Origin of the sequence: Capnocytophaga sp. oral taxon 324 str. F0483 (assembly GCF_000318315.2) — a bacterium.
GTDB classification, from domain to species: Bacteria; Bacteroidota; Bacteroidia; order Flavobacteriales; family Flavobacteriaceae; genus Capnocytophaga; species Capnocytophaga ochracea.
Genome location: NZ_KB291504.1, coordinates 44,052 through 64,088, shown reverse-complemented (window position 1 = coordinate 64,088; position 20,037 = coordinate 44,052). Strand labels below are relative to the sequence as shown.

The 20,037-nt window shown below is 37.9% G+C and carries 21 protein-coding genes and 1 pseudogene; 6 read left to right on the top strand and 16 right to left on the bottom strand.

Going from position 1 to position 20,037, the window contains the following annotated elements:
• The 5 genes from HMPREF9072_RS03685 to HMPREF9072_RS03665 all read right to left on the bottom strand — a co-directional run.
• A partial coding sequence (locus HMPREF9072_RS03685) for an aldo/keto reductase (RefSeq protein WP_009750432.1) occupies window positions 1-826 on the bottom strand: 826 nt, incomplete at its 3' end.
• Between the two features lie 241 nt (window positions 827-1,067).
• Entirely contained in the window at window positions 1,068-2,006 is a 939-nt protein-coding gene (locus tag HMPREF9072_RS03680; RefSeq protein WP_009750431.1) for a type I restriction endonuclease, read from the bottom strand.
• 25 nt (window positions 2,007-2,031) lie between these two features.
• Window positions 2,032-3,645, bottom strand: a complete 1,614-nt coding sequence (locus HMPREF9072_RS03675; RefSeq protein WP_009750430.1) for a hypothetical protein — start codon at window positions 3,643-3,645, stop codon at window positions 2,032-2,034.
• A gap of 381 nt (window positions 3,646-4,026) precedes the next feature.
• Window positions 4,027-4,881 carry a hypothetical protein gene (locus HMPREF9072_RS03670; RefSeq protein ID WP_009750428.1) on the bottom strand — a complete coding sequence of 285 codons (855 nt, stop codon included), beginning with the start codon at window positions 4,879-4,881 and terminating at the stop codon, window positions 4,027-4,029.
• 144 nt (window positions 4,882-5,025) lie between these two features.
• Complete coding sequence (locus HMPREF9072_RS03665; RefSeq protein WP_009750427.1) at window positions 5,026-5,667, bottom strand: helix-turn-helix transcriptional regulator; 642 nt, start codon at window positions 5,665-5,667, stop codon at window positions 5,026-5,028.
• An 85-nt stretch (window positions 5,668-5,752) separates the two neighbouring features.
• Here HMPREF9072_RS03665 and HMPREF9072_RS03660 point away from each other — a divergent pair, with 85 nt between their 5' ends.
• The gene (locus tag HMPREF9072_RS03660) at window positions 5,753-6,601 is read left to right on the top strand and encodes a CPBP family intramembrane glutamic endopeptidase (RefSeq protein WP_009750426.1); all 849 of its coding nucleotides are present in this window, start codon (window positions 5,753-5,755) and stop codon (window positions 6,599-6,601) included.
• 95 nt (window positions 6,602-6,696) lie between these two features.
• Here HMPREF9072_RS03660 and HMPREF9072_RS03655 read toward each other — a convergent pair whose 3' ends face one another.
• The 11 genes and pseudogenes from HMPREF9072_RS03655 to HMPREF9072_RS03600 all read right to left on the bottom strand — a co-directional run bounded on the left by HMPREF9072_RS03655 (window position 6,697) and on the right by HMPREF9072_RS03600 (window position 16,155).
• Window positions 6,697-7,053 carry a TfoX/Sxy family protein gene (locus tag HMPREF9072_RS03655; protein ID WP_009750425.1) on the bottom strand — a complete coding sequence of 119 codons (357 nt, stop codon included), beginning with the start codon at window positions 7,051-7,053 and terminating at the stop codon, window positions 6,697-6,699.
• 6 nt (window positions 7,054-7,059) lie between these two features.
• Complete coding sequence (locus HMPREF9072_RS03650; protein ID WP_009750424.1) at window positions 7,060-7,530, bottom strand: DinB family protein; 471 nt, start codon at window positions 7,528-7,530, stop codon at window positions 7,060-7,062.
• Between the two features lie 76 nt (window positions 7,531-7,606).
• Window positions 7,607-8,176: a Crp/Fnr family transcriptional regulator gene (locus HMPREF9072_RS03645; RefSeq protein WP_009750423.1), complete on the bottom strand. Its 570-nt coding sequence runs from the start codon at window positions 8,174-8,176 to the stop codon at window positions 7,607-7,609.
• A 537-nt stretch (window positions 8,177-8,713) separates the two neighbouring features.
• Window positions 8,714-9,718 (bottom strand): MBL fold metallo-hydrolase, encoded by a 1,005-nt coding sequence (locus HMPREF9072_RS03640; protein ID WP_009750422.1) that lies wholly within the window; start codon window positions 9,716-9,718, stop codon window positions 8,714-8,716.
• 155 nt (window positions 9,719-9,873) lie between these two features.
• Window positions 9,874-10,164: pseudogene (locus tag HMPREF9072_RS12450) on the bottom strand (aldo/keto reductase); the annotation flags it as partial.
• 130 nt (window positions 10,165-10,294) lie between these two features.
• Window positions 10,295-11,071 (bottom strand): carboxymuconolactone decarboxylase family protein, encoded by a 777-nt coding sequence (locus tag HMPREF9072_RS03630; protein ID WP_009750419.1) that lies wholly within the window; start codon window positions 11,069-11,071, stop codon window positions 10,295-10,297.
• 303 nt (window positions 11,072-11,374) lie between these two features.
• A complete protein-coding gene (locus HMPREF9072_RS03620) occupies window positions 11,375-12,514 on the bottom strand; it encodes an alpha/beta hydrolase (RefSeq protein ID WP_034566112.1) in 1,140 nt (379 codons plus the stop codon).
• 95 nt (window positions 12,515-12,609) lie between these two features.
• Window positions 12,610-13,407, bottom strand: coding sequence for an AraC family transcriptional regulator (locus tag HMPREF9072_RS03615; protein WP_034566110.1), 798 nt, complete (start codon window positions 13,405-13,407; stop codon window positions 12,610-12,612).
• A gap of 4 nt (window positions 13,408-13,411) precedes the next feature.
• The gene (locus HMPREF9072_RS03610; RefSeq protein WP_009750415.1) at window positions 13,412-13,975 is read right to left on the bottom strand and encodes a sugar O-acetyltransferase; all 564 of its coding nucleotides are present in this window, start codon (window positions 13,973-13,975) and stop codon (window positions 13,412-13,414) included.
• A 185-nt stretch (window positions 13,976-14,160) separates the two neighbouring features.
• Entirely contained in the window at window positions 14,161-14,733 is a 573-nt protein-coding gene (locus HMPREF9072_RS03605; protein ID WP_009750414.1) for a hypothetical protein, read from the bottom strand.
• Between the two features lie 459 nt (window positions 14,734-15,192).
• Window positions 15,193-16,155, bottom strand: coding sequence for a sodium bile acid symporter family protein (locus tag HMPREF9072_RS03600; protein ID WP_009750413.1), 963 nt, complete (start codon window positions 16,153-16,155; stop codon window positions 15,193-15,195).
• Between the two features lie 170 nt (window positions 16,156-16,325).
• Between HMPREF9072_RS03600 and HMPREF9072_RS03595 the strand changes: the two genes are divergently transcribed.
• From HMPREF9072_RS03595 to HMPREF9072_RS03575, 5 genes are all read left to right on the top strand, one after another.
• Window positions 16,326-17,318 carry an outer membrane beta-barrel protein gene (locus HMPREF9072_RS03595; RefSeq protein ID WP_009750412.1) on the top strand — a complete coding sequence of 331 codons (993 nt, stop codon included), beginning with the start codon at window positions 16,326-16,328 and terminating at the stop codon, window positions 17,316-17,318.
• A 6-nt stretch (window positions 17,319-17,324) separates the two neighbouring features.
• Window positions 17,325-18,146: a carboxypeptidase-like regulatory domain-containing protein gene (locus tag HMPREF9072_RS03590; RefSeq protein ID WP_009750411.1), complete on the top strand. Its 822-nt coding sequence runs from the start codon at window positions 17,325-17,327 to the stop codon at window positions 18,144-18,146.
• A 105-nt stretch (window positions 18,147-18,251) separates the two neighbouring features.
• On the top strand, window positions 18,252-18,719 hold the full coding sequence (locus tag HMPREF9072_RS03585) for a DUF192 domain-containing protein (RefSeq protein WP_009420227.1): 468 nt from the start codon (window positions 18,252-18,254) through the stop codon (window positions 18,717-18,719).
• Window positions 18,720-18,806: 87 nt separating this feature from the next.
• The gene (locus HMPREF9072_RS03580; RefSeq protein WP_009750410.1) at window positions 18,807-19,346 is read left to right on the top strand and encodes an RNA polymerase sigma factor; all 540 of its coding nucleotides are present in this window, start codon (window positions 18,807-18,809) and stop codon (window positions 19,344-19,346) included.
• Between the two features lie 3 nt (window positions 19,347-19,349).
• On the top strand, window positions 19,350-20,036 hold the full coding sequence (locus HMPREF9072_RS03575) for an anti-sigma factor (protein WP_009410588.1): 687 nt from the start codon (window positions 19,350-19,352) through the stop codon (window positions 20,034-20,036).
• Window position 20,037: the final 1 nt, after the last annotated feature.

The window sequence follows — 20,037 nt, the reverse complement described above, 5'->3', positions numbered from 1 at the left end:
GTATCATCTCTACAAAAGCAGGATCTCTGTGAGAAAAGAACAGCGTTTGCTGGGTGTCGAGAGCAGCTATTTGGCTCATATCTTCCGCTGAAAGTTGGAAGTCAAATACATTAAGGTTTTGTTCCATACGCTCTTTGCGCACTGACTTAGGAATACAAATAATATCGCGTTGTAATAGGTAGCGCAAGGCTACTTGGGCAGCACTTTTGTGATACTTTTCACCAATAGCATTGAGCGTAGGATTGGCAAAGAAATCGTTTCTACCTTCAGCAAAAGGTCCCCACGACATTAGCTTGGTATCGTATTTCTTCATTAGCTCTTGGAGGTCTTGCTGTTGGTAGAATACGTGTGTTTCCATTTGGTTTACAGCAGGTTTTATCTCGCAGTGGTATGCCAAATCGAGGTATCTATCGGCATAGAAGTTGCTCACCCCAATAGCGCGCACTTTGCCTTCTTTGTAGGCTTCTTCCATAGCGCGATAAGAGCCGTAATAATCGCCAAAAGGTTGGTGAACGAGTAGCAAATCAATATAATCGGTTTGGAGTTTGCGCAAAGAGGTTTTGATAGAGGCTTTTGCCTTTTCGTAGCCTGCATTGCTTATCCACACTTTGGTAACGATAAAGAACTCTTTGCGGTCGATACCACTTTTCTTAATAGCATTGCCTACGCCCTCTTCATTTTTGTAGATTTGGGCAGTATCAATCATTCGGTAGCCTACCGAGATAGCATCACTTACGCAACGCTCACATTCTTCGGGGTCTACTTGGTATACACCATACCCCAATAGAGGCATTTGTACCCCATTGTTTAATTGGATATTTTTCATTTGTATTTCTTATTTTTAGTTTTTTAGACCCTGCAAAGATAAACAATTTTTGTCAAATAATTGTTACAGAGGAGTTGGTAGTTTTTGCTAATTTTTTCCTCAATAAAGTTAGGTAGAACTCAACAAAACTGCATTACCCAAATGAAAAGTTTAATATCACACTAAATAAAACTCTTTCGTTAGAAAATAAAAATCCCCGAGCAAAGAGAGATTGCAAGGGGAGTGTTAGCGAGAGATTAGTTTAGACAATTTTGTAAACTACTTTTGCAAGTCCTAATTCTTTCCATTTGCCATTTTTAGCTTCAGGACGTGAATATACATTGCCTAACAAAGAAGATTTTTGTTTAAATCGTGATGCTTTCCAAGTTTTGTGTTCTACTTTTCCGTTGTTATAGTGCCACTCTATTTTTCCTACTTTTTTCTCTAAAAGTAATTTTTTAAAAGCTTCTAAATCATTAGGAACAAACTCAATAGGCAGTTTCTCAACAGAAGTATTGTCAAGGTTGTTCAGAGATACCTCTTCAACAGCAATGGGTGAGATAGCAATATTCAAATGCTCAAACACTTTTTTTACAAGCTTAGAATCATATTCCTCTTGTAGTTCTTTGTATAGTTTATCTTGCAAATGAGAAAGCTGTTCTTCCACATACTCTTGTATTTCATTCATAACTTCACTTTCTTGTATTTTCTCCAATTGTTTTTCAGCAAAGACAAGAAGTTTATCCTTTCCAAACTGCTCTTTAGTAAGTAGAGATAGTAGTTCTTCAGCTTCTGGATTATTCTCAGTGAATGCAGCCTCAAATACTTTTTGAGCTTCTGTGCCGTCTTCTGTAGTATCATCATAGTACAATTGAAATTTGTCCCCCAAAAGCACCCCAAAGCGAAGTTTTAGCTGTCGCATATAAGAGATAAGTTGTTTCTTATGTTTTTCAACAGGTTCATTAGGGTGTTTTAGCTCTACTACAAAAAGAACTTTGTTATTGCTCTCTATAGTAATATCAGGGATTAGTGTTTGATTACTCCCTACACTGATATGCTTTTGAGTAACGATTTCTCCTTGTCTTCTTGACCAACCCAACTTTTCTAAGAAATTTTCAATTTCTACTTGAAGAATATTTTCTTTAGTATTCTTTTTTTGATGTGTGCTTACTATAAAGCACAATTCATTCCATTTATTCATATTTTATTGAATTTTAATTTTATTTCTAAATATCGTAGCTATAATACCAGCCAGCTATAACATCTAAGGCACCAGCATCTTCTGTAGAAAGGCTGTTTTCTATAGCATCTCTCGTACCACTACTATTAGTAGTCATATCTCTCATTTTGCTATAGGTAGCTTTTAACTCTTTTAAGATTCTGTTATAGATAGCTTTATCAGTAGCAGTTGCTCTTGAAGGATCAAATAAACCTGTTCTTGTAAGATATTTTTTTTGTATATTTCTTAACTGTAGTCCTTTTTGGTAAGCTATTTTCAACATACTATGATATTGTTGAACTGATTGTTTTTCTTGGGGTGTTAGTTCTTTAGGCACATCCATTGTCAAAAAACCTCTTCCTAAACTTTCATTTGTCATATTGTCTAAATCTTGGTAATTTCTCAATGAAAAAGAGGATACCAAATACAATTGTTTTGTTTTTATGTTCTGAATAATCAGATCTTCATCAATTTTTCCATACCCACGACAACAATCTGTGATCATTATAAATTTTTCAGTAGTAGGAATTGTGGTGAATTTTATATATGGAGAAGTTTCATAATTTGGTTCTTCATCTATTTCCTGAATAGGATACATTCCTAATATTCTTTTCTCTTCTATTTTTGTTAACTCTGAGATATATCGTTTACCTTTATCTTTTTCTAATTTCAAAGCTGATTGTCTTACAAAAATAAAAGGATTTTGTTTTATTTCCGAGGTTTCTTTTAATTTTTCAAGAAAATCTTCAGGATATAATAAATAGAGTTGTCCTGTTTCTGTGTTTTTCACAAGAGAACCCATATGTTTGTCTATTTTTACTAAATCCTCATTTGAAAAAAAAGATTCCTTTACTGAAATAGGTAAAATTTCAATTGGAACTGTATTACTTTTTTTATGATAAACTATTTGATATTTTTCAGGAAAAACCTCATAAGTTCCATTTAATTCTTTAAAATACAAACCTGTTGTATCAATAACAAAAATTTCTTTTTTTATGGTGTTTTCGGACATAACAATCCCTTTCTCAGTAGATTTAATCTCTTTCATTTTATTCAAGAGATTAAAATACTTTTGTACTCTATCAGATTTATAAGGTTCTTGAAATTCCAAATTAGCAAAAACACTTCTGTAATAGCCTAATTCTTCTTTATCAATTATGTTACCATCTTTATATAATTTGACAACACTTTCTGAATATGCCTTTACTCTATATTTATCAATAATATTTTGTGCTTCTACTATATATTGTTTTTTTATATCTTTCTTTTCTTTGGAGTTAAGATATTTATCAATAAGCTCACTTACACTTCTCTTTTCTTCAAGTTTTTGTTTTTCTTTATCGCAAGAAGATTTATATTCATCATAGTCTTTTTGGTAGAAAGATAATTTTTTCTCTAAAAGTAATCGTTCTTTAGTAGGAACATCTCCTTCTTCATATATAGGATAGTTCACTTCTTGTAATTGCACATCATAGATAGCAAAAGGAGCATGTGCTATATAGATTCTATTAAGCATTTTATAGGTATCTATTGGGGATATAGATATTTTTTCCTGTCCAATTAAAAAATTGGAAATTAGATAAGCAAATAAAGTAAATACGATTTTAATTAAATTTTTCATTGTTTTGGTATTTAAATAAATTTTATCCTACTCTTTTACAGGCTTTTCGGTTCCGCCTTTATCGTTCACATAAGTACATAAAAAAACGCGGGCACATTCCTTATACTTTTATAGAAGCCCGACCAAAGGCAGTAACTAAAGCAAAAGGAATGCCCACGTTTATAACGTAGGCATTTCCACTTCTACTTTCCTTTAGTTACTTAAAAAAATGGTCGTTTTCTATAAAAGGAAAATGTAAAGCGAAACGCTAATTTATGTCTTTATGTAATTGTTTTCTCTGTTTCTTTTAAATAGTGTTTAGATGAATTCTTAAAATCATTGCAAAGGTAATATTTTTTTTGTGATGAGCAAGTGATAAAGAATGAAATTATTAAAAAATTACTATTCAACCTTTATGATTTGTCTGCAATCATTAATCCACATAACTATATTAAGATAATCAGTAGAAGTTTGATATCTGTCTAAACTTACTGTACCATAAACAATTGCGTGGCAACCATTGGGATAATCTTTGACAAGAGAAAGTCCCTTACTTACTAACTTTATTGCAATTGTTTTCTCTTTACCTTCATCTACTATTTCTTCACCATACAAGAAAAGAGAAGGTTTATTCTGATCTCCTATGTGAAAAATATTCCCTTCAATACAGATAGGATAGCCTTTGTGGATGATTTTTAAGATACCCTTATATTGCTTAAAAGAAAAATAAAAATCTTTCCATTTGACTTGTTCTTTTCCAAAATACAATACAAATTGAGATAAATCGGCATCACTTTCCAAATCGTCTCTTAAACGTAATATATTTCTTACTGTTTTTAAATAATTGTTATAGTACTTGTTATCAGCAGATATGGTCTTGCTATATCTGTCATAAGATAGTATGTTATTATTGGTCTTTGTACTTTTTTGGCTGTAAAGATCTTTTAAACTCAAAATAAATTTATCTTTTTCAATGGGTAAACATTGTGATTCTGCCACAATTTCCTTTATTCTATTTGAAATATTGTATGGGCAATCTTCTTTATGAACTGAGGTTTTACTGTCTCTGAAGAAAGCTGACACGATAGAAGAATTGCCTTTACTATACGTTCTTTTGTGTGTTTCAACAAAAGAGAGTTTCGCTCCACAAGAACATCTAACTTCTTTTCTGTCATTACATTTTTTAAATATTTCTTCATACTCACGAGGAGTAACAAGTTCATTGTTTTCAACAAGTAATGCTTTTCTAATCTTCATAATATTTTTACATTTAAAATTATTGGCAAAAGTATGGGTTTTTTGCTTATTGGCAAAATAAAAGTTCTGACATTTTTTAGGGTTGCCCTGAGTGATTTTTCTTTATTGCCTGTCGTGCTACGACTCTTGCTACACCTTGTGTTATTACCTTATAGCTTCAATCATATTATCTACTTGTAGTTTTTCGAGGATATTTTGGCGGTGGCGGTTTACGGTATGTACGCTGATGTTCAGTTTTTCGGAGATTTCTTTGCTGAACATTCCTTCTTTGGCAAGGGCGAGTACTTCCCTCTCACGCGGTGTGAGCAGGACATCGGTAGCACTTTCGATAGCAAAAGGTACTACTTCATCGGTAAGGCAGTTTTTTATCTGAAAACGCACTGAAGTGTTTGCCGATTGCTCGGGCGCGAGATCTATCATACCCATTGCAAGAAAATTATCGTCTTTAAAGGCTAATATGCGCATTTGGTAAATCATTCGTACATACTTCCCTCTATCGAGCACTCTTATCTCATAGATGTATTTGTAAGCCAACTTTTCTTCTTCGGGGAGTGTATCTAAAAACTCCCATACTTTCTTATCAATTCTTCTTACCACCTCTAAATCATCGGGATGTACCAAATTTTCAATATTGAGCTCTTGAGGCGGTTCAATATATTCGGTTACATAATAGTAATGCCCGAATCTATCCGATAGAAAAACGGCAAAACTACCTGCTTGTTCCAAGATTTTTATATAAGAAATGTATTCTTGGGCTATTTCCTCTATGCTTTTATCGGTTGTCATCTTTAAAAATGGTTATTATTCAGTATTGTGTAGTGATGCGCACCGGCGTAATTTTGCGCCAAAGATAATCAAATATTTTTAAAAGATGAAGAATCAAGCACGAACTATTAGGAATTTATGTATTTTTATTCTCGTAGCCCTTAGTTGTGGCTGGGTGGGCGTATGGGTAGATACTCTTACGGGCGAAACGACGGGTGATTTTAGCGATACTAGCAATGGTACTAACGGAATGGGTATTTTTATAGTTGCCCCTCTGCTTACTTGGCTTGTATTGCGCGCTTTTATGGGCGATGGTTGGCGTGATGCAGGATTGCGTCCGCTTATCAAGAAAAACCTGCGTTGGTATGGGGTGGCAACCCTTATTTACCCTGCGGTGATTGCCGTTACCCTGCTTATAGGGGAGCTTTTGGGCTGGTTAGATGTGCAAATCCGGTGGACGGACTATCTTGCGGGCTTTGGTATTTTTGTATTAGCCGAATTTGTAAAGAATTTCTTTGAAGAATCGTCGTGGCGAGGGTATCTTACCGCCCGTTTGCTCAGTTTGAATATTAAAGATGTGTGGCTCTACCTCATTGTGGGGGTAGTGTGGTGTTCGTGGCATTGGCCTTACTTTTTCTACTTCATAAAACCCGAACAGATATTTGCTGTATTCCCTTATGATAAGGTTACTTTTTGTATAATGGCATTGGTGTGCTGCACCTCGTGGACGGTGATGTATACCGAACTTTTCCGCCTTACAAAGTCGATATGGCCTGGGGTGTGGATGCACGCTATTGAGGATACCACTATCAACAGTTTGATATACGACAAGCACATTCTCATTGAAGCAGGTAGAGAGATACTCATTTCGCCCGTTTCAGGCATTATTCCTTGTCTGTTATACCTTGGCGTAGGTTTATGGCTGAGGAAGTTACGAATGACGAGAGACGAATGACGAAAGACGAAAACTCCCCGTGATGCGAGCCGCATAGGCAGTTTGCACCACGGGGAGTTTTATTTACGCTTGTCGTGCTACGCTCGTGTTACGACTTAATTAGCTAAATTCTTTTTCTTAGAACTCTTTGCTTTGCTGTTGAACTCTAAACAGAGTTGTAACCAAAAGTCAAAGTCTTTTTTTTGGTTGTACCCCGTAGGGTCTACATAGCAATAGCCAGAGAGTTCTTTGCCTCTCATTACCACTGGCGAGAAGCCCTGCCTTTCCGCGAGTTCTTCTGTCTGCTCAGGGTCAAACCTACACATTAAGGTATCCTCTCCTATATTGATGCACATCTTGTCATTCACCAAGAAAGCCAAACCGCCAAACATCGCTTTTTCTTCCACCGTAATATGAGGAATTTTTGCTAAATATTCGCGAACTCTATTCGCAAGTGTTATACTATAAGCCATTTTATATTAGATTTTTGAACTAAAATAGTTTAAAGCTACTATAGTTCCCAAATGTCTCGATTCGTGCATATTGTTTACATACATAGCATCTTCTATAGTATCAATAGAAAATAAACCTACCTTAACCGTTGGAAACTCATTGAATAGCCTTCCTTGATAATCTTCTTGTAATTGATTGACTGTACTGAGTAACAATTCCTTCACTTGGTAGATTTCTTCCTTTGAAGGTGTAATCTTTTGAGGAAAAGTACCACGATTGTATTTCTCTAAAAAATCAGTGCTGATTAGCAGTTTATTTCCACTGAGCTGATAACATAAGAATTGCTGTACAGCAATACAATGTGCTATATTCCAAAAGATGTTGTTAAAAAAACCTGTTGGGATATAATCTAATTGTTCAGGAGTGAGATTATCTAAGTAAGTCAATAGGTTTTTGCGAATGGATAAAAGAAAATCAAAGTGTTTTGTTTTTGTCATTTTTAAATATTTTTTAGAAATCGGGGGCAAAAGTACTGCCTTCAAACTAAAAAAATCTTGCCATAAGACAAGATTTTCACATTTCTTTCCTGATACGACTCAGTGAAGTATCTGTAATGCCTAAATAAGTAGCTATATGTTTTAAGGGGGCGTACTTTATAGCACTGGGTTTTTCCTTTATAAACTGCATATAGCGTTCTTTGGCAGGGAGTGTAATCATTTCAAGGGAACGTTTTTTTGCCTCAAACAATTTCTCTGTCATAAAGAGTCGCCCCCATTCCGAATATCCTTTCAAACTGTGATAAAGTTCTTGGAAACGGTCATAATCTATATGCCACCCCTCACAATCAGTAAGGGCTTGGATATTTTCAGCAGAAGGTAAATGCTTAAAAAGAGAAAGTTCTTGCACGATAATTTCACCTTCACAAAAGAAGTCGGTAGTGATATCATTCCCTTCATAGTCATATACAAAAGCGCGAGCAACTCCTCTCTGCAAGATGAGATAACCACGAGCTATTTCGTCCTTGCGCAAGATAAAATCGCCTTTGCGAAAAGCAATAGGCTGATGGGCTTTTTGTATCTGTTGTAGTTCTTGAACCCCTATCAGAGGGTGTTTGTAGATATTTTGAAATAAGTTATGTGTCATTGTTATTCTTTGATATTTGCATTTGTAAGTCTGCTGGGTGTTACTTACGAAGCTTTCATCATCTAAGTCTAATAATAGTGTAAAACATCTGTCTAATCACTGCTGAATAAGTGAAAGATGAGGCTATTTACTGTTGTGCTACTGCAAAGGTAATAATTAGTTAATTAACAAGTTAGCTAATAAACTCCCTATAATTACTGCCTGTGCGACTCGCACCACAGGAAGTTTTATTTATTGCTTGTTGTGCTACAACTTGCGTATTGTGCTATGACTCCTCAATTTTAAGGTAGTCTTTAGCTTTATCAGTAAGTCGCATTTTACCATCAGCAGCTTCTAATTTCAACTGGTGACAATTTGACACCGTTTCATTTCCCTCTTCTTTTAGTCGTTCTTTTAGTTTGTTCCAATACTTTCGAACAGTAAGAAAATCTTTACTATATAATTAATAATTGACAATTAACGATTAACAAAAGCTCCCTGTAGTGCGTTCTGTATAAGTAGTTTGCATACGAGAATTTTATTTGTGATTTGTTCTCGTTAAATGATTACATCTTCAGGAGAAGCATAAGAAAAAGGCACCCATCGGTAGTCCTTCTCTTTGCCTATATATCCCAAACCAGGGAAAGGTAAATGCTCTGCAAGAATAAGCGTATGCTCTTTGTAGCAGTTTTCGAGTACGCGTAGGCGTGTGTGAATACCTTGCTGATAATCAGTATCCCACAACACACCCCAATCGGGTTTAGCAATGAGCAAAGGCGAGTGAACCGTATCGGCTAAGTGCTTTAACGAACGTCCCTCTGAGATGATAGTTACAAGCGTGTGTCCCGGCGTATGTCCTTCGGCTAACTCGGTTTTTAATATCCCAAAAAGAGTATCACCTGCGCTGAAGAAGTGCAGATGATTGCCAAGAGCTTTGAGAATATTGCGCGAATAGTTTAAGTATTGTTCTAACTGCTGGGGCGTTCTCTTATATTTAGTTTTAGAAAAATCGGGATTAGGTGATAGCCAAAAGTCGTACTCCTTTTTGTTGATATAACATTGCGCATTAGGGAAAGTGAGTTTGCCATCAGGAGTGGTAAGTCCCCCAATATGGTCGCCGTGAGCGTGAGTGATAAATACATCAGTAATATCAGAAGGAGAAACACCTATCCTTATGAGATTTTCGGGGAGTCTTCCTATATTGGTTTTTCCAGAATGTTTCCCATTACCTGCATCGATTAAGATATACTTATTAGCCGATTTTATAAGCAATATATTCACCGACATCTGCATCAGTTCGGGGTTGAGATACAGTTTTTGCATCTGGTTTACAAAGTCCTTTTTAGGTATTTGAGGGGCAAAGATAGATTGAGGAGGAGTGACGTTCATATATCCATCAGATAGGAGAAAGAGCTCCAAATCTCCCAATCTAATTTTAAGGTTACATCCTGTTGCTACAACATTGCTATCAGTAGTTTTTTCAGGTAAGAAACTCATTAGTGACGGAACTGCTAAAAGTCCCCCACTGAGGGCAGTGGTTTGAAAGAATTTACGTCTATTCATAATATCGATTAGCTTTACTTTATTTATTGATGACACAAAGATACAAAATAATTGACAATTAATAATTGATAATTGACAAAAAAACTCCCCGTGATGCGAGCCGCATAGGCTGTTTGCACCACGGAGAGTTTTTTTATTACATATTGTGCAGCAAGTTAATTACCATATTGTAGTATCATCTCTACAAAAGCAGGATCTCTGTGAGAGAAGAACTGCGTTTGCTTGGTGTCGAGAGTGGCTATTTGGCTCATATCCTCTGCTGAGAGTTGGAAGTCAAAAACATTAAGGTTTTGTTCCATACGCTCTTTGCGCACCGACTTAGGAATGCAGATTATATCGCGTTGCAAGAGATAGCGCAAAGCTACTTGGGCAGCACTTTTGTGATACTTTTCGCCAATAGCATTAAGAGTAGGATTAGCAAAGAAATCGTTTCTACCTTCAGCAAAAGCCTACCGAAATAGCATCGCTTACGCAACGCTCACATTCTTCAGGGTTTACTTGGTATACACCCCCAATAGGGGCATTTGTACCCCGTTGTTTAATTCAATGTTTTTCATTTGTAAATCTTATTTTTAGTTAATTATCTGTGCAGTTAGCGCCTAATTTCTCGTAATCTTTTTGACTTACAGGTTCTTTCCATTCAGTTTTAGCTTTTTGTACATCCACTATAGCTAAATGAGCAAACCAACTTTCAGCGGTAGCCCCGTGCCAGTGTTTTACCCCTGCAGGAACTACTACCACATCGCCTTTTTGCAGTAGTTGGGCAGGCTTGCCCCATTCCTGATACCAACCTGTACCCTCGGTAGCCAAGAGTATTTGTTCGGCACTATGCACATGCCAATCGTTGCGACAAGAGGGTTCGAAAGTAACATTGGCAACCAAAATACTGTTTTTCTTATCAGGAGCAACCAATACATTCAAATAACTTTTACCAGAAAAGTGTTTGCTGTTTTCGGGGGAATTAGCCTCACCAAGTGCAAAGATATATCCTGCACTGCCTCTGCTAGGGTCGGCATCGATTTCATTAGCGTAGACTTCTTTGGCAGCAAGGAAAGCACTCCACGCCTTAGGCCAGCCCGCATAAAAGGCAATATGAGTAATCACCTCGGCTATTTCATCTTTGCTGATGCCGTTTTTCTTACCCTCAGTAAGGTGGGCTTTGATAGTAAATTCAGGGGCTCCACTACCTATTAGGGTAGCGATGGTTACCATACTGCGGTCACGAGGAGAAAGTTCTCCTTCACGACTCCACACTTGCCCGAAGAGCACATCGTCATTCAATTGGGCAAATTTAGGGGCAAAATCGCCGAGACGGTCACGCCCTGCTGTTTGTTTCTTGGCTTCTTTTTTCATTGTATTATTGTATTTTGTTGTTTTACTTGGGCACTCATCGTCACTGTTAAGAGTACCATTGCAAAGATAATAATTTTTTTCATATTCATATTCACTAAAAAAATCGTCACAAAGGTATACGGCGGTATTTTGAACAGATTCTTAGACAAAAGTCGGTAGTTTTTACAAATTTTCCTTATCTTTTTAGCTTTTCTTCCTCCGCCTATTTTTCTCGCTTTGTACAACAACATTTAGGGGTAAGTCCGAGTGAATTTTATTTATTGCTTGTTGTGCTACGACTCGTGTTACGACTCGTGTTACGACTTAATTAGCCAAATTCTTTTTATAGAACTCTTCAAACTTATCAAAAGGTATTTTGCCTGCTTTGTTATCGTATAAATCTACGTGGGTAGCATCAGGTACTATGTACAGCTCTTTGTCTTTACTACCTATTTGTTTGTAAGCATCTTCACTGAAATAGCGCGAATGTGCCTTTTCGCCGTGAACGAGCAAGGCAGGGGTTTGCATTTCGGCTGCGTAGTGCAAGATAGGCATATTGATAAGGGGTAACATACCGGTATCAGCCCAAGAGTGTTCAGGGTTAGAGTTTACAGCACGAGGGTGAAAACCGCGCTCAGTGCGGTAAAAATCGGCATACTCGGCAATGAATTTAGGTGTTTCGGGGGTGATAGTTTTAGGATCAAGGTTATTAGGCAAGTAGGAAGCATAGCCTTTTTTAGCACTTTCCCAGCGTGCATTGTTCATTTGTTCTTTCATCTTGCGGCGTGCTTCGGGAGTATTACCTGGCGCACGGTCGTAAGTGCCTTGTGCATTGGGAGTCATTTTTATTTCATAGCCATTAGCCGATATGCGGGTCATATCGTACATAGTGCTGGTGCCTACCGCTTTGATACGAGTATCGGAAAGTGCCGCGTTGAGAGCAAAACCACCATAACCGCAGATGCCGAGAATACCAATGCGCTCGCGGTCTACATTTTCCAAAGAGCCTAAGAAATCAACAGCAGCACTGAAATCTTCAGTATTGATTTCGGGACTGGGCATATTGCGAGGTTCGCCAGAGCTTTCGCCAGTAAAAGAGGGGTCAAAAGCAAGGGTTACAAAACCGCGCTCGGCAAGGGTTTGAGCATAAAGTCCAGATGATTGTTCTTTCACTGCTCCAAAAGGACCTGATACAGCAATAGCAGCGAGTTTACCCTGAGTGTTTTTAGGCGTATAGAGGTCGGCAACGAGGGTAATGCCATAGCGGTTTTTAAAGGTTACTTTGCGGTGGTCTACTTTTTCTGATTTAGGGAATATCTTATCCCATTCTTGTGTAAGTGTCATAGTGTTTTCGGTATTAGAGGGTTGAGCTTCTGTTTGTGTATTTTCGGTGTTGTTCACTTGTTTGTTTTGGCAAGAAGCCATAGCCAAATTACTTGCAATTGTTAAAATGATTCTTTTCATACTTATGTAATCTTTAAGTTTCACGGTGCAAAGGTACGGTGGTTTTGCAAAAGATTATTGTCTGAGAGGCTCAAAGTGCAGGACGCTCAGGAATTTCACTTAACAGAGGGAACAAATCCATAGAACTTTTTAAATGAATGGTAGAAATGGGCAATATCTTTAAAACCTACTTCTAAATATACTTCATTGGCTTTTTGGTGTTGGTCGAAGATTTTGTGATAGGCTTCTTTGAGTCGGCGCTGGATAAGCCATTTTTGTGGTGTAAGCGGACTAAACTTAGCAAAATCACGTTTGAAGGTTGCTAAACTTCTACCCGTATATTTGGCAAACTCACTAAGAGAAAGAGGATATTGGTAGTTACGGTTCATAAACTCCATTAGGTCTATTTTCCAAGGGTCGGAGAAGTCGAAGAGGATAGGGTAAAAACTCGTGTTATAGGTAGTAAGTAGGCGTATAGTTTGGTGTAGTACTTCTTGTACAAAAGCCTCGGAGGGTGTGTGTTCCCAGTAAGGCAATATAGAGTCAAAAAAGGCTTTTATCTTTTCGGTAGTAGGAATGACCGCCAAGTCTATCTCAGTACGCTGAATAGTGGTAGGGAAATCATTATGGTGTTCGGTAAAGTAGTTGTGCAGTACTTCCCTACTTAGACAGATAGAAATTCCCTTGTAAGGTTCTCCCTTAAAGGTGCGCTTGGTAAATTGTGCTTGGTGGTTACGACGTAAGAACACACAATCGCCTTTATGAGCATAGTGCTTTTTACCCAATAGGTCAAACTCCATTTCTCCACCGTATAGGTAAGTGAGGGAATGGTATTGAGCTACAGGCACACACGAGGTTTCGTCCTCTGTAAAGTGCGATATAAAAATACCTGAATGTTGAATGTAATTTGCCAATTTACTAATTTTCTAGTTCTTTAATTATTTTTGCTGGTACGCCTGCCACTACTACATTAGCAGGTACATCTTTTTTGGTAACAACGGCGCCAGCCGCTACTACCGAGTTTTCACCTATGGTAACCCCAGCGGTAATTACAGCCCCTGCGCCTATCCATACGTTCTTACAAATATGCACGTGGGCAACACTCAAACTCTGGCGGTTGGCGATAGCCACGGGGTGTCCTTCGCTGGAAATAGTAACCTTAGGGGCTATCATCACCTCTTCATCAATGGTAATACCGCCTAAATCGAGGAACGAACAATCGTGGTTGATAAAGGTATGCGCCCCTATGCGGAGATTCCTACCGTAATTTAGGTGAATAGGGGTAGTAATCACAGCGGTTTCGTGCATTCGGTTGCCAAAGAGCTCTTGTAATAGTTGCTTTGTTTCAGTAGTGTCGGCAGTGTTATTGAGGCGTACAAGAAGTTTTTTGCTTTCGGCACAAGCCTCGTGAATGAAGTGGTAATCGGGGTCAAAGAAAGAAATGGTTTCTCCTGCAAGGAGACGAGAAAAGATATTGTTCATAAGCGTTAGTCTTTAGTTCTTAGTTGTTAGACTCATTGTTGTTTAGGCTACAAAGATAGTAATTATTTGCTGATTAGCTAATATATTGACAAAAATCCCCGTGGTGCGAGCCACACAGGTTGTTTGCATACGGGGATTTCATTTTCTAATTCCCTAATTCCCTAATTCTCTAATTTCCTAATTTGCTAATATCTTTTACCTAAAAATTTCTCTTTGGTAACTCTATTATTGGGTCTATCGAGGGCTGTAACTACTATCTTACTACCTGAAAGAGCAGGGTTCAGGGCAGTAGTAGCGTATTGCCAAATGTCAGCGGTAAGTACGGCATTGCCTTCTTCAACGGTTTCCTCACCGTGCGATATCGTTACTTTCACCTGAACAACCTTAAAATTATCACTTACTTCAATGGTTATAAGCTCTCCTTTTTGGGTACCTGTATAGGCTTCGGTGTCGATGTGCCTAATTTCAGGAACTTTGAGATAGTCGGACACTGCCATATTATAAGCGTTGATAACACCACGTCGTTTAGCTTCTGCCGTATATAAGTCTTTCAGAACAGGGTCTTGCAAAGCGTTTTTGGCATAGGTGCTAGCGAGCCTAAATCGGTTATTTTGCGAGATGAGAGTAGGGTGAGTAGTAGGCTTTCGGCGGGGTTTAGCAACAACAATAATCTTATCGCCTACTCTGCGGTATACTACTTGGTTGCCGAGTTTCCCCGAGATGCCTTGCATTGCTAAGTTGTCTTTTATTTTTGCCATAGGTCTATTAGTTAATTTGTCCTTTTGTTAATTAGTACTGCAAAATTATAAAACATTTACTGAATTAGCAAATGTGTCCATCTGCTCTCCACCGGCGTTCGCTTTTAAAACAACGGTCTATATATCCTGAGAATAATGTCTATAATAGTAAGAAATATAAGATGTTTTTTATTAAAAAAGTCGCTTTTATGGATTGCCCCCTCTCCTTGGGAGAGGGGGAACGGGGGTGAGGCCTTTAAATGCAAATGTGCCCATCTGCTCTCCGGTTTAAGACTGCCTATCGTTCGGTGTAGAGCCACTGTAGACCCACTGTAGACCCACTGTAGACCCACTGTAGACCCACTGTGGGTTCGGTATAACTTCGGTGTAGATAGTAATAAAATTCTCTGTATGGTTTTAATAGGTAAATATTCGAAATTTCATTCTTATAAGACGTTTACTTAACCTTATTTCAAAGGGTTAAGCCTTATACTTTCCTCTTTTCCAAATTTCTACTGAGTTAATAATGTTCTGCCACAAAATATAACAGCCAGGACCTACGGTGGAAAGAGGGTGCAGGTAGGTGGTAGCTATCCAAATGGCAAAAGCCGTATTCTTTTGTCCTAAGGCTTGTCCTGCCTCAATCGAAGCTTCAAAAAACCGACCTATATACCGCCCAATAGCGTATTGCATTAGGCATAATAGTAACCCCAAAAAAGCAATGAGCAATAAAAAACCTATCCCCGATTGTGCGTGGAAGATATTTTTAAGAGTCGTACCGGTAACAATCATCAGTGAACAACCCCAAAGGTAGAAGGAGAGGTCAGGAATGTTTATCAGCCATTGGTGAAAGCGGTGAAGTTGTGGTACACTCTTGGTAAGTAGTGCTAAGAACATAGGCACAACCAACACCAAACACACTTTCTGCATTATGAGCGAGAAAGCAGTCCAAAAAGTAAACTCCGATGCAGGTTCTATCAGCGGAAAACAAATCGGAATCAGTAGGGCGCAAAGCAGATTAGAGAGGAAAGTGTAGGTGGTCATCTGTTCCAAATTGCCCCCAAGTTTTAAGGTTACTACGGCTGCAGCTGCGGCACAAGGGGCTATCACACAAGCAAGAATGCTCTCCAAGAGTATCAACTCCTTCCCACCAATCCGAAAATAAAGAATCACCCCTACAATCGCTGCTACCAGAACGATTTGGAATAGACTTGCCCAAAAGTGCCATCGTACAGGCAACAACTTTTTAAAGTTTACCTTGCAGAAAGTAACGTACAGTATCAGGAACATAAACAGAGGCAGTATAGTGTCGAACGTAGGAGCAAGTTTCTGTGAGAGAGTATCCAGTGCAGGCACGTAGTAAAATATGAGATATACCAAAGCGCCTATGCCCATAGAAATAGGCAGTGTCCAATTCTTTATAAAACGAATGAGTGTAAGCATTTTAAATTTACCGATGAGCTAATGATTTAAGGCTACAAAAGTACAAATAATTTGCTAATCAAACTGCCTGAACAACTCGTTTTTAAAATTTCTAATTTGTCAATTTACTGATTTCTCTCTATCTTTGCCCTCAATTTACCGATTGTTAATGAACAAATTAAGACATTTCTATGAAACAGTTTTTATCACTTATTGCTTTCCTTTCAGTATCAGCTCTTTTGGCTCAAAATCCTTTTGAAAAAGAAATCTTGCAATCTAAGTATACTATCGATTCTATAGTAGCTACTGAAAAACTACTTCTTTACAAGAGAGAAGCAGCCGTTCAGCAGTCGCTAAAAGAGGGCAAGATTACCAAAGAGCAAAGTGCAAAAATGCTCAAAGAGATTAAGGAAGCAAGCGAACTGAGCACTAAACAGAAAACCTATAAAGAAGGCTTACGTCTATCTGCTCTTATCCAGCAAAAGGCTACTGAACTCAGTATGGACACCCTGCAAAAAAACGCAACGCTCGATAGTCTTATATCTACTGAGCCAAAAGAAAACTATATACAAACTGTTCAACAGTTAGATTCATTGCCCAATAAATATAATGAAAATAAACACGGAGTTACAGTAGCTATTCATTTGGCTATCGGATTACAGTCTGTAACCAATGATAAAACTTACTTTAACCCCTATTTAAATACAGAATTAGGACTTGCTTTTACCTCTCAATTGTATAAAAAGAAACAACTTTCCCTCAATTACGGCTTAGTGTGGCAAAGCAATAGACTGAACATAAAAGGTAATAATTATCTCATTTCAGAAAATGGTGACACAAAATTAGTACCTTTTTCTAAGCCTTTAGACCGAGCTAAACTGCGTGTTAATTACCTCATCTTGCCTATTGAATTACAAAAGAATTTTAAGTCAAAAATACATATAGGAGGAGGCGCTTACTTTGGCGCACTCATCGATGTAAACCAAAAGATAAAATACACTGAGGGAGACGACCATTTAAAACTATTTCTTCGCAATGGTTTGAAAGTAAATAAATTCACCTACGGACTATCAGCTCAAGTGGGCAACAAATGGTTTTCGATTTACGCTAAATACAGTTTAGCTCCCTTATTCGAAAATAGCCCTAACAATATACACCCTTTTTCAATAGGTATAAAATTTTAGTAGTATATGACAAAACGTTTCCTCCTTTTCCAGCTGATACTTTTTGCGCTTCCTTGTTTTGCTCAACAAAGAGTGGTAAACAAGCATCACGAGTCTGTTGAATACGTAAATATAGGCATAGTAGGCACCAATAAAGGTATTATTAGCGATGAAAATGGTTACTTTTCGCTCGAAAAGCTCGGGGCAAAGCCCACTGATAGCATTTATTTTTCACATTTGAGCTATCAACATAAAGTATTAGCTTATCGTGATATCAAAAAAGAAGTGCAACTCACCGAAGCAGTAATTAACCTTCCCACTACTACCCTAACAATGAAAACACCTAAAATACGCTATGTAAAAAGTAAAGGAGTAACTACCCCTTTTACTCTTTACGGCGAAATGAAACAGTATTTTCAGCAACACGGTGGCGTCCTCCCAGAATTAGGCGATTTCATTTCGCTTTCTAACGACACTCAGCTTACCGAGTTCAGTATTGAGATTAGGAAAAGTACCTTTTATATGGCAGTCTTGCGCGTAGTAGTGTACCAAACCGATAAGGAGCACAAAAACTTCACTCCGCTTATCAAAGAACCTATTTACATTCATTTATTTCCTTCTGATAACCCACAAACTTTCACTCATAAGCTATCAGTATTAGTACCCAAAGGCGAAATGTGGGTAGGTGTACAGTTTGTGGAAGTGAGAGGTAAAGATGATGCTACTATTACCTTCAACGCCACTACCAACAAGTGCTGGTTACGCTTCCCTGATAATACAATCAGGCAAGTGAATGGAGGCTTCGGAATTCCCTTTACTGTAAAAGGCTACGACATCATCAAACAATAAAGACCAACTTTGCCAAAGTTAAATAATTTGCTAATTAGCAAATTTTCTAATTATTTTCCAACCTTTTTATTTTTTCTTCGTTTATAAGGGCAAATTGGAGGACTTATGAAAAAGAAAATATTTACATCTGCTAAACTATTGTTGATGGGAGTTATCCTATTGTGCTACCTTGTTTTTAGCGCTTGTTCAGCACTCACGCTTGAGTTTGAAGAGAGGGATTTGACCATTACCAATCTTGACGGCAAGACCATTCCCATAAGAGTTGAGCTTGCTCGCTCCATACGAGAGATGTCAAAAGGTTATATGGGGCGTGAGAATATTCCCGAAGGAACGGGTATGCTTTTTATCTTTAAAAGAGACGAAAAGTTAAGCTTTTGGATGAAAGATACACCTACTCCCCTTTCGATTGCGTTCATTAACTCGAATGGCGAAATTCGCGAAACACGCGATATGACACCGTTCAGCCATCAAAGTGTGGACTCATCGGAACCTGTGCGTTATGCTCTTGAAGTGCCTCAAGGATGGTTTAAAAAAAACAACATAGGAAAGGGCTGTACAATCAAACTGCCGTAACCGATGAAGTTGAACAATCTCCTGTTTTTCTACATCGTACTTAATTTGAACCTTAAAAAGAATAAATCATTCATCATTTAAAGAAAAATGCAAATCGACCATCGTCTCATCGAGAAAGCTCAGCGCAACGACCGCTTAGCGCAAAAGCAGTTGTACGACCAGTACGCCCCTGCTTTGCTGAGTGTGTGCAGGCTGTACATTAATGATTTGCAATTCGCCGAAGATGCCCTACTGAAAGCCTTTTTCAAGATATTTACCAGTCTCTCTAAATATGAAGAACAAGAGCACTTCTATGCGTGGATACGCAGGATTACTGTAAATGAATGTATAGATTTTCTCAAAAGCAAAGCCCAAAAGCTATCCTTCGCCGATTGGAGCGATACTTACGACACTATCGACGAGAGTGAGTTAGACAATGAATCTTTTAACGATGAGCAGATACAAGCCTTTATAGATAAACTTCCTTCTGCCTGTCGTACCGTTTTTAACCTTTATGTGTTTGAAAATGAATCTCACAAGCAGATAGCAGAGAAGTTAGGTATTAGTGAAGGCACTTCTAAATCGCAATTGGCTTATGCCAAAAAACTTTTACAACAATACGTTACAAACTATAAAAAAAGAGCTTAAAAAATGTGGAAAGATAGCATACAACGCCTATTTAGGTATCGGAAAATCACCCCCTCACCTACCCTATGGGAACAGTTAGAGGCGCAATTAGCCGAGAGTGAAGCCCAACAAGCAAAACACAAAAGCCGAAAAGTGTGGTATTACGCCATAGCTGCCTGCTTGCTATTGTGCCTCGGGATAGGGTATTTGTTACAACAGCAACAAACCAATACAAGCCCTGAATATCAATCGCAGAAAGTAGTAGTTGTAACCACAGAAAAAGAAAACGTATCATCTGTTGATACTACTTTCACTCCTACTACGATAACTGAAACTCCCAAAGTTCCCATAGTCCATAAGAATTTTAGAGCTTTGCCAGCTGCTAAGAGTTCCATAGCTTCTTCTGCCCTCCTCGATATCAACGAGGTAGATACTCTTTTTGCCGAGTATACTGCTGATGCTATTGAAACCAGAATTACAAAACAGATGGAAAAGCAAATAGCAGGGGATTTACAGCAACTATCGGCAGAAGATTTAGCTCTTATCGCTACTACTCAAGCTCAACTCAACCAATATGTGAATCAAAAATACGAGCAAGATGCTACTTTTAACACCATTGAAAGGGACTTGCTTAGAAACAGGGTAAAACTATTAGCTGAAAGGCTACTAAAAGAAGTAGGAACACGCGTTGTTTTAAACAATAAAGACTAAA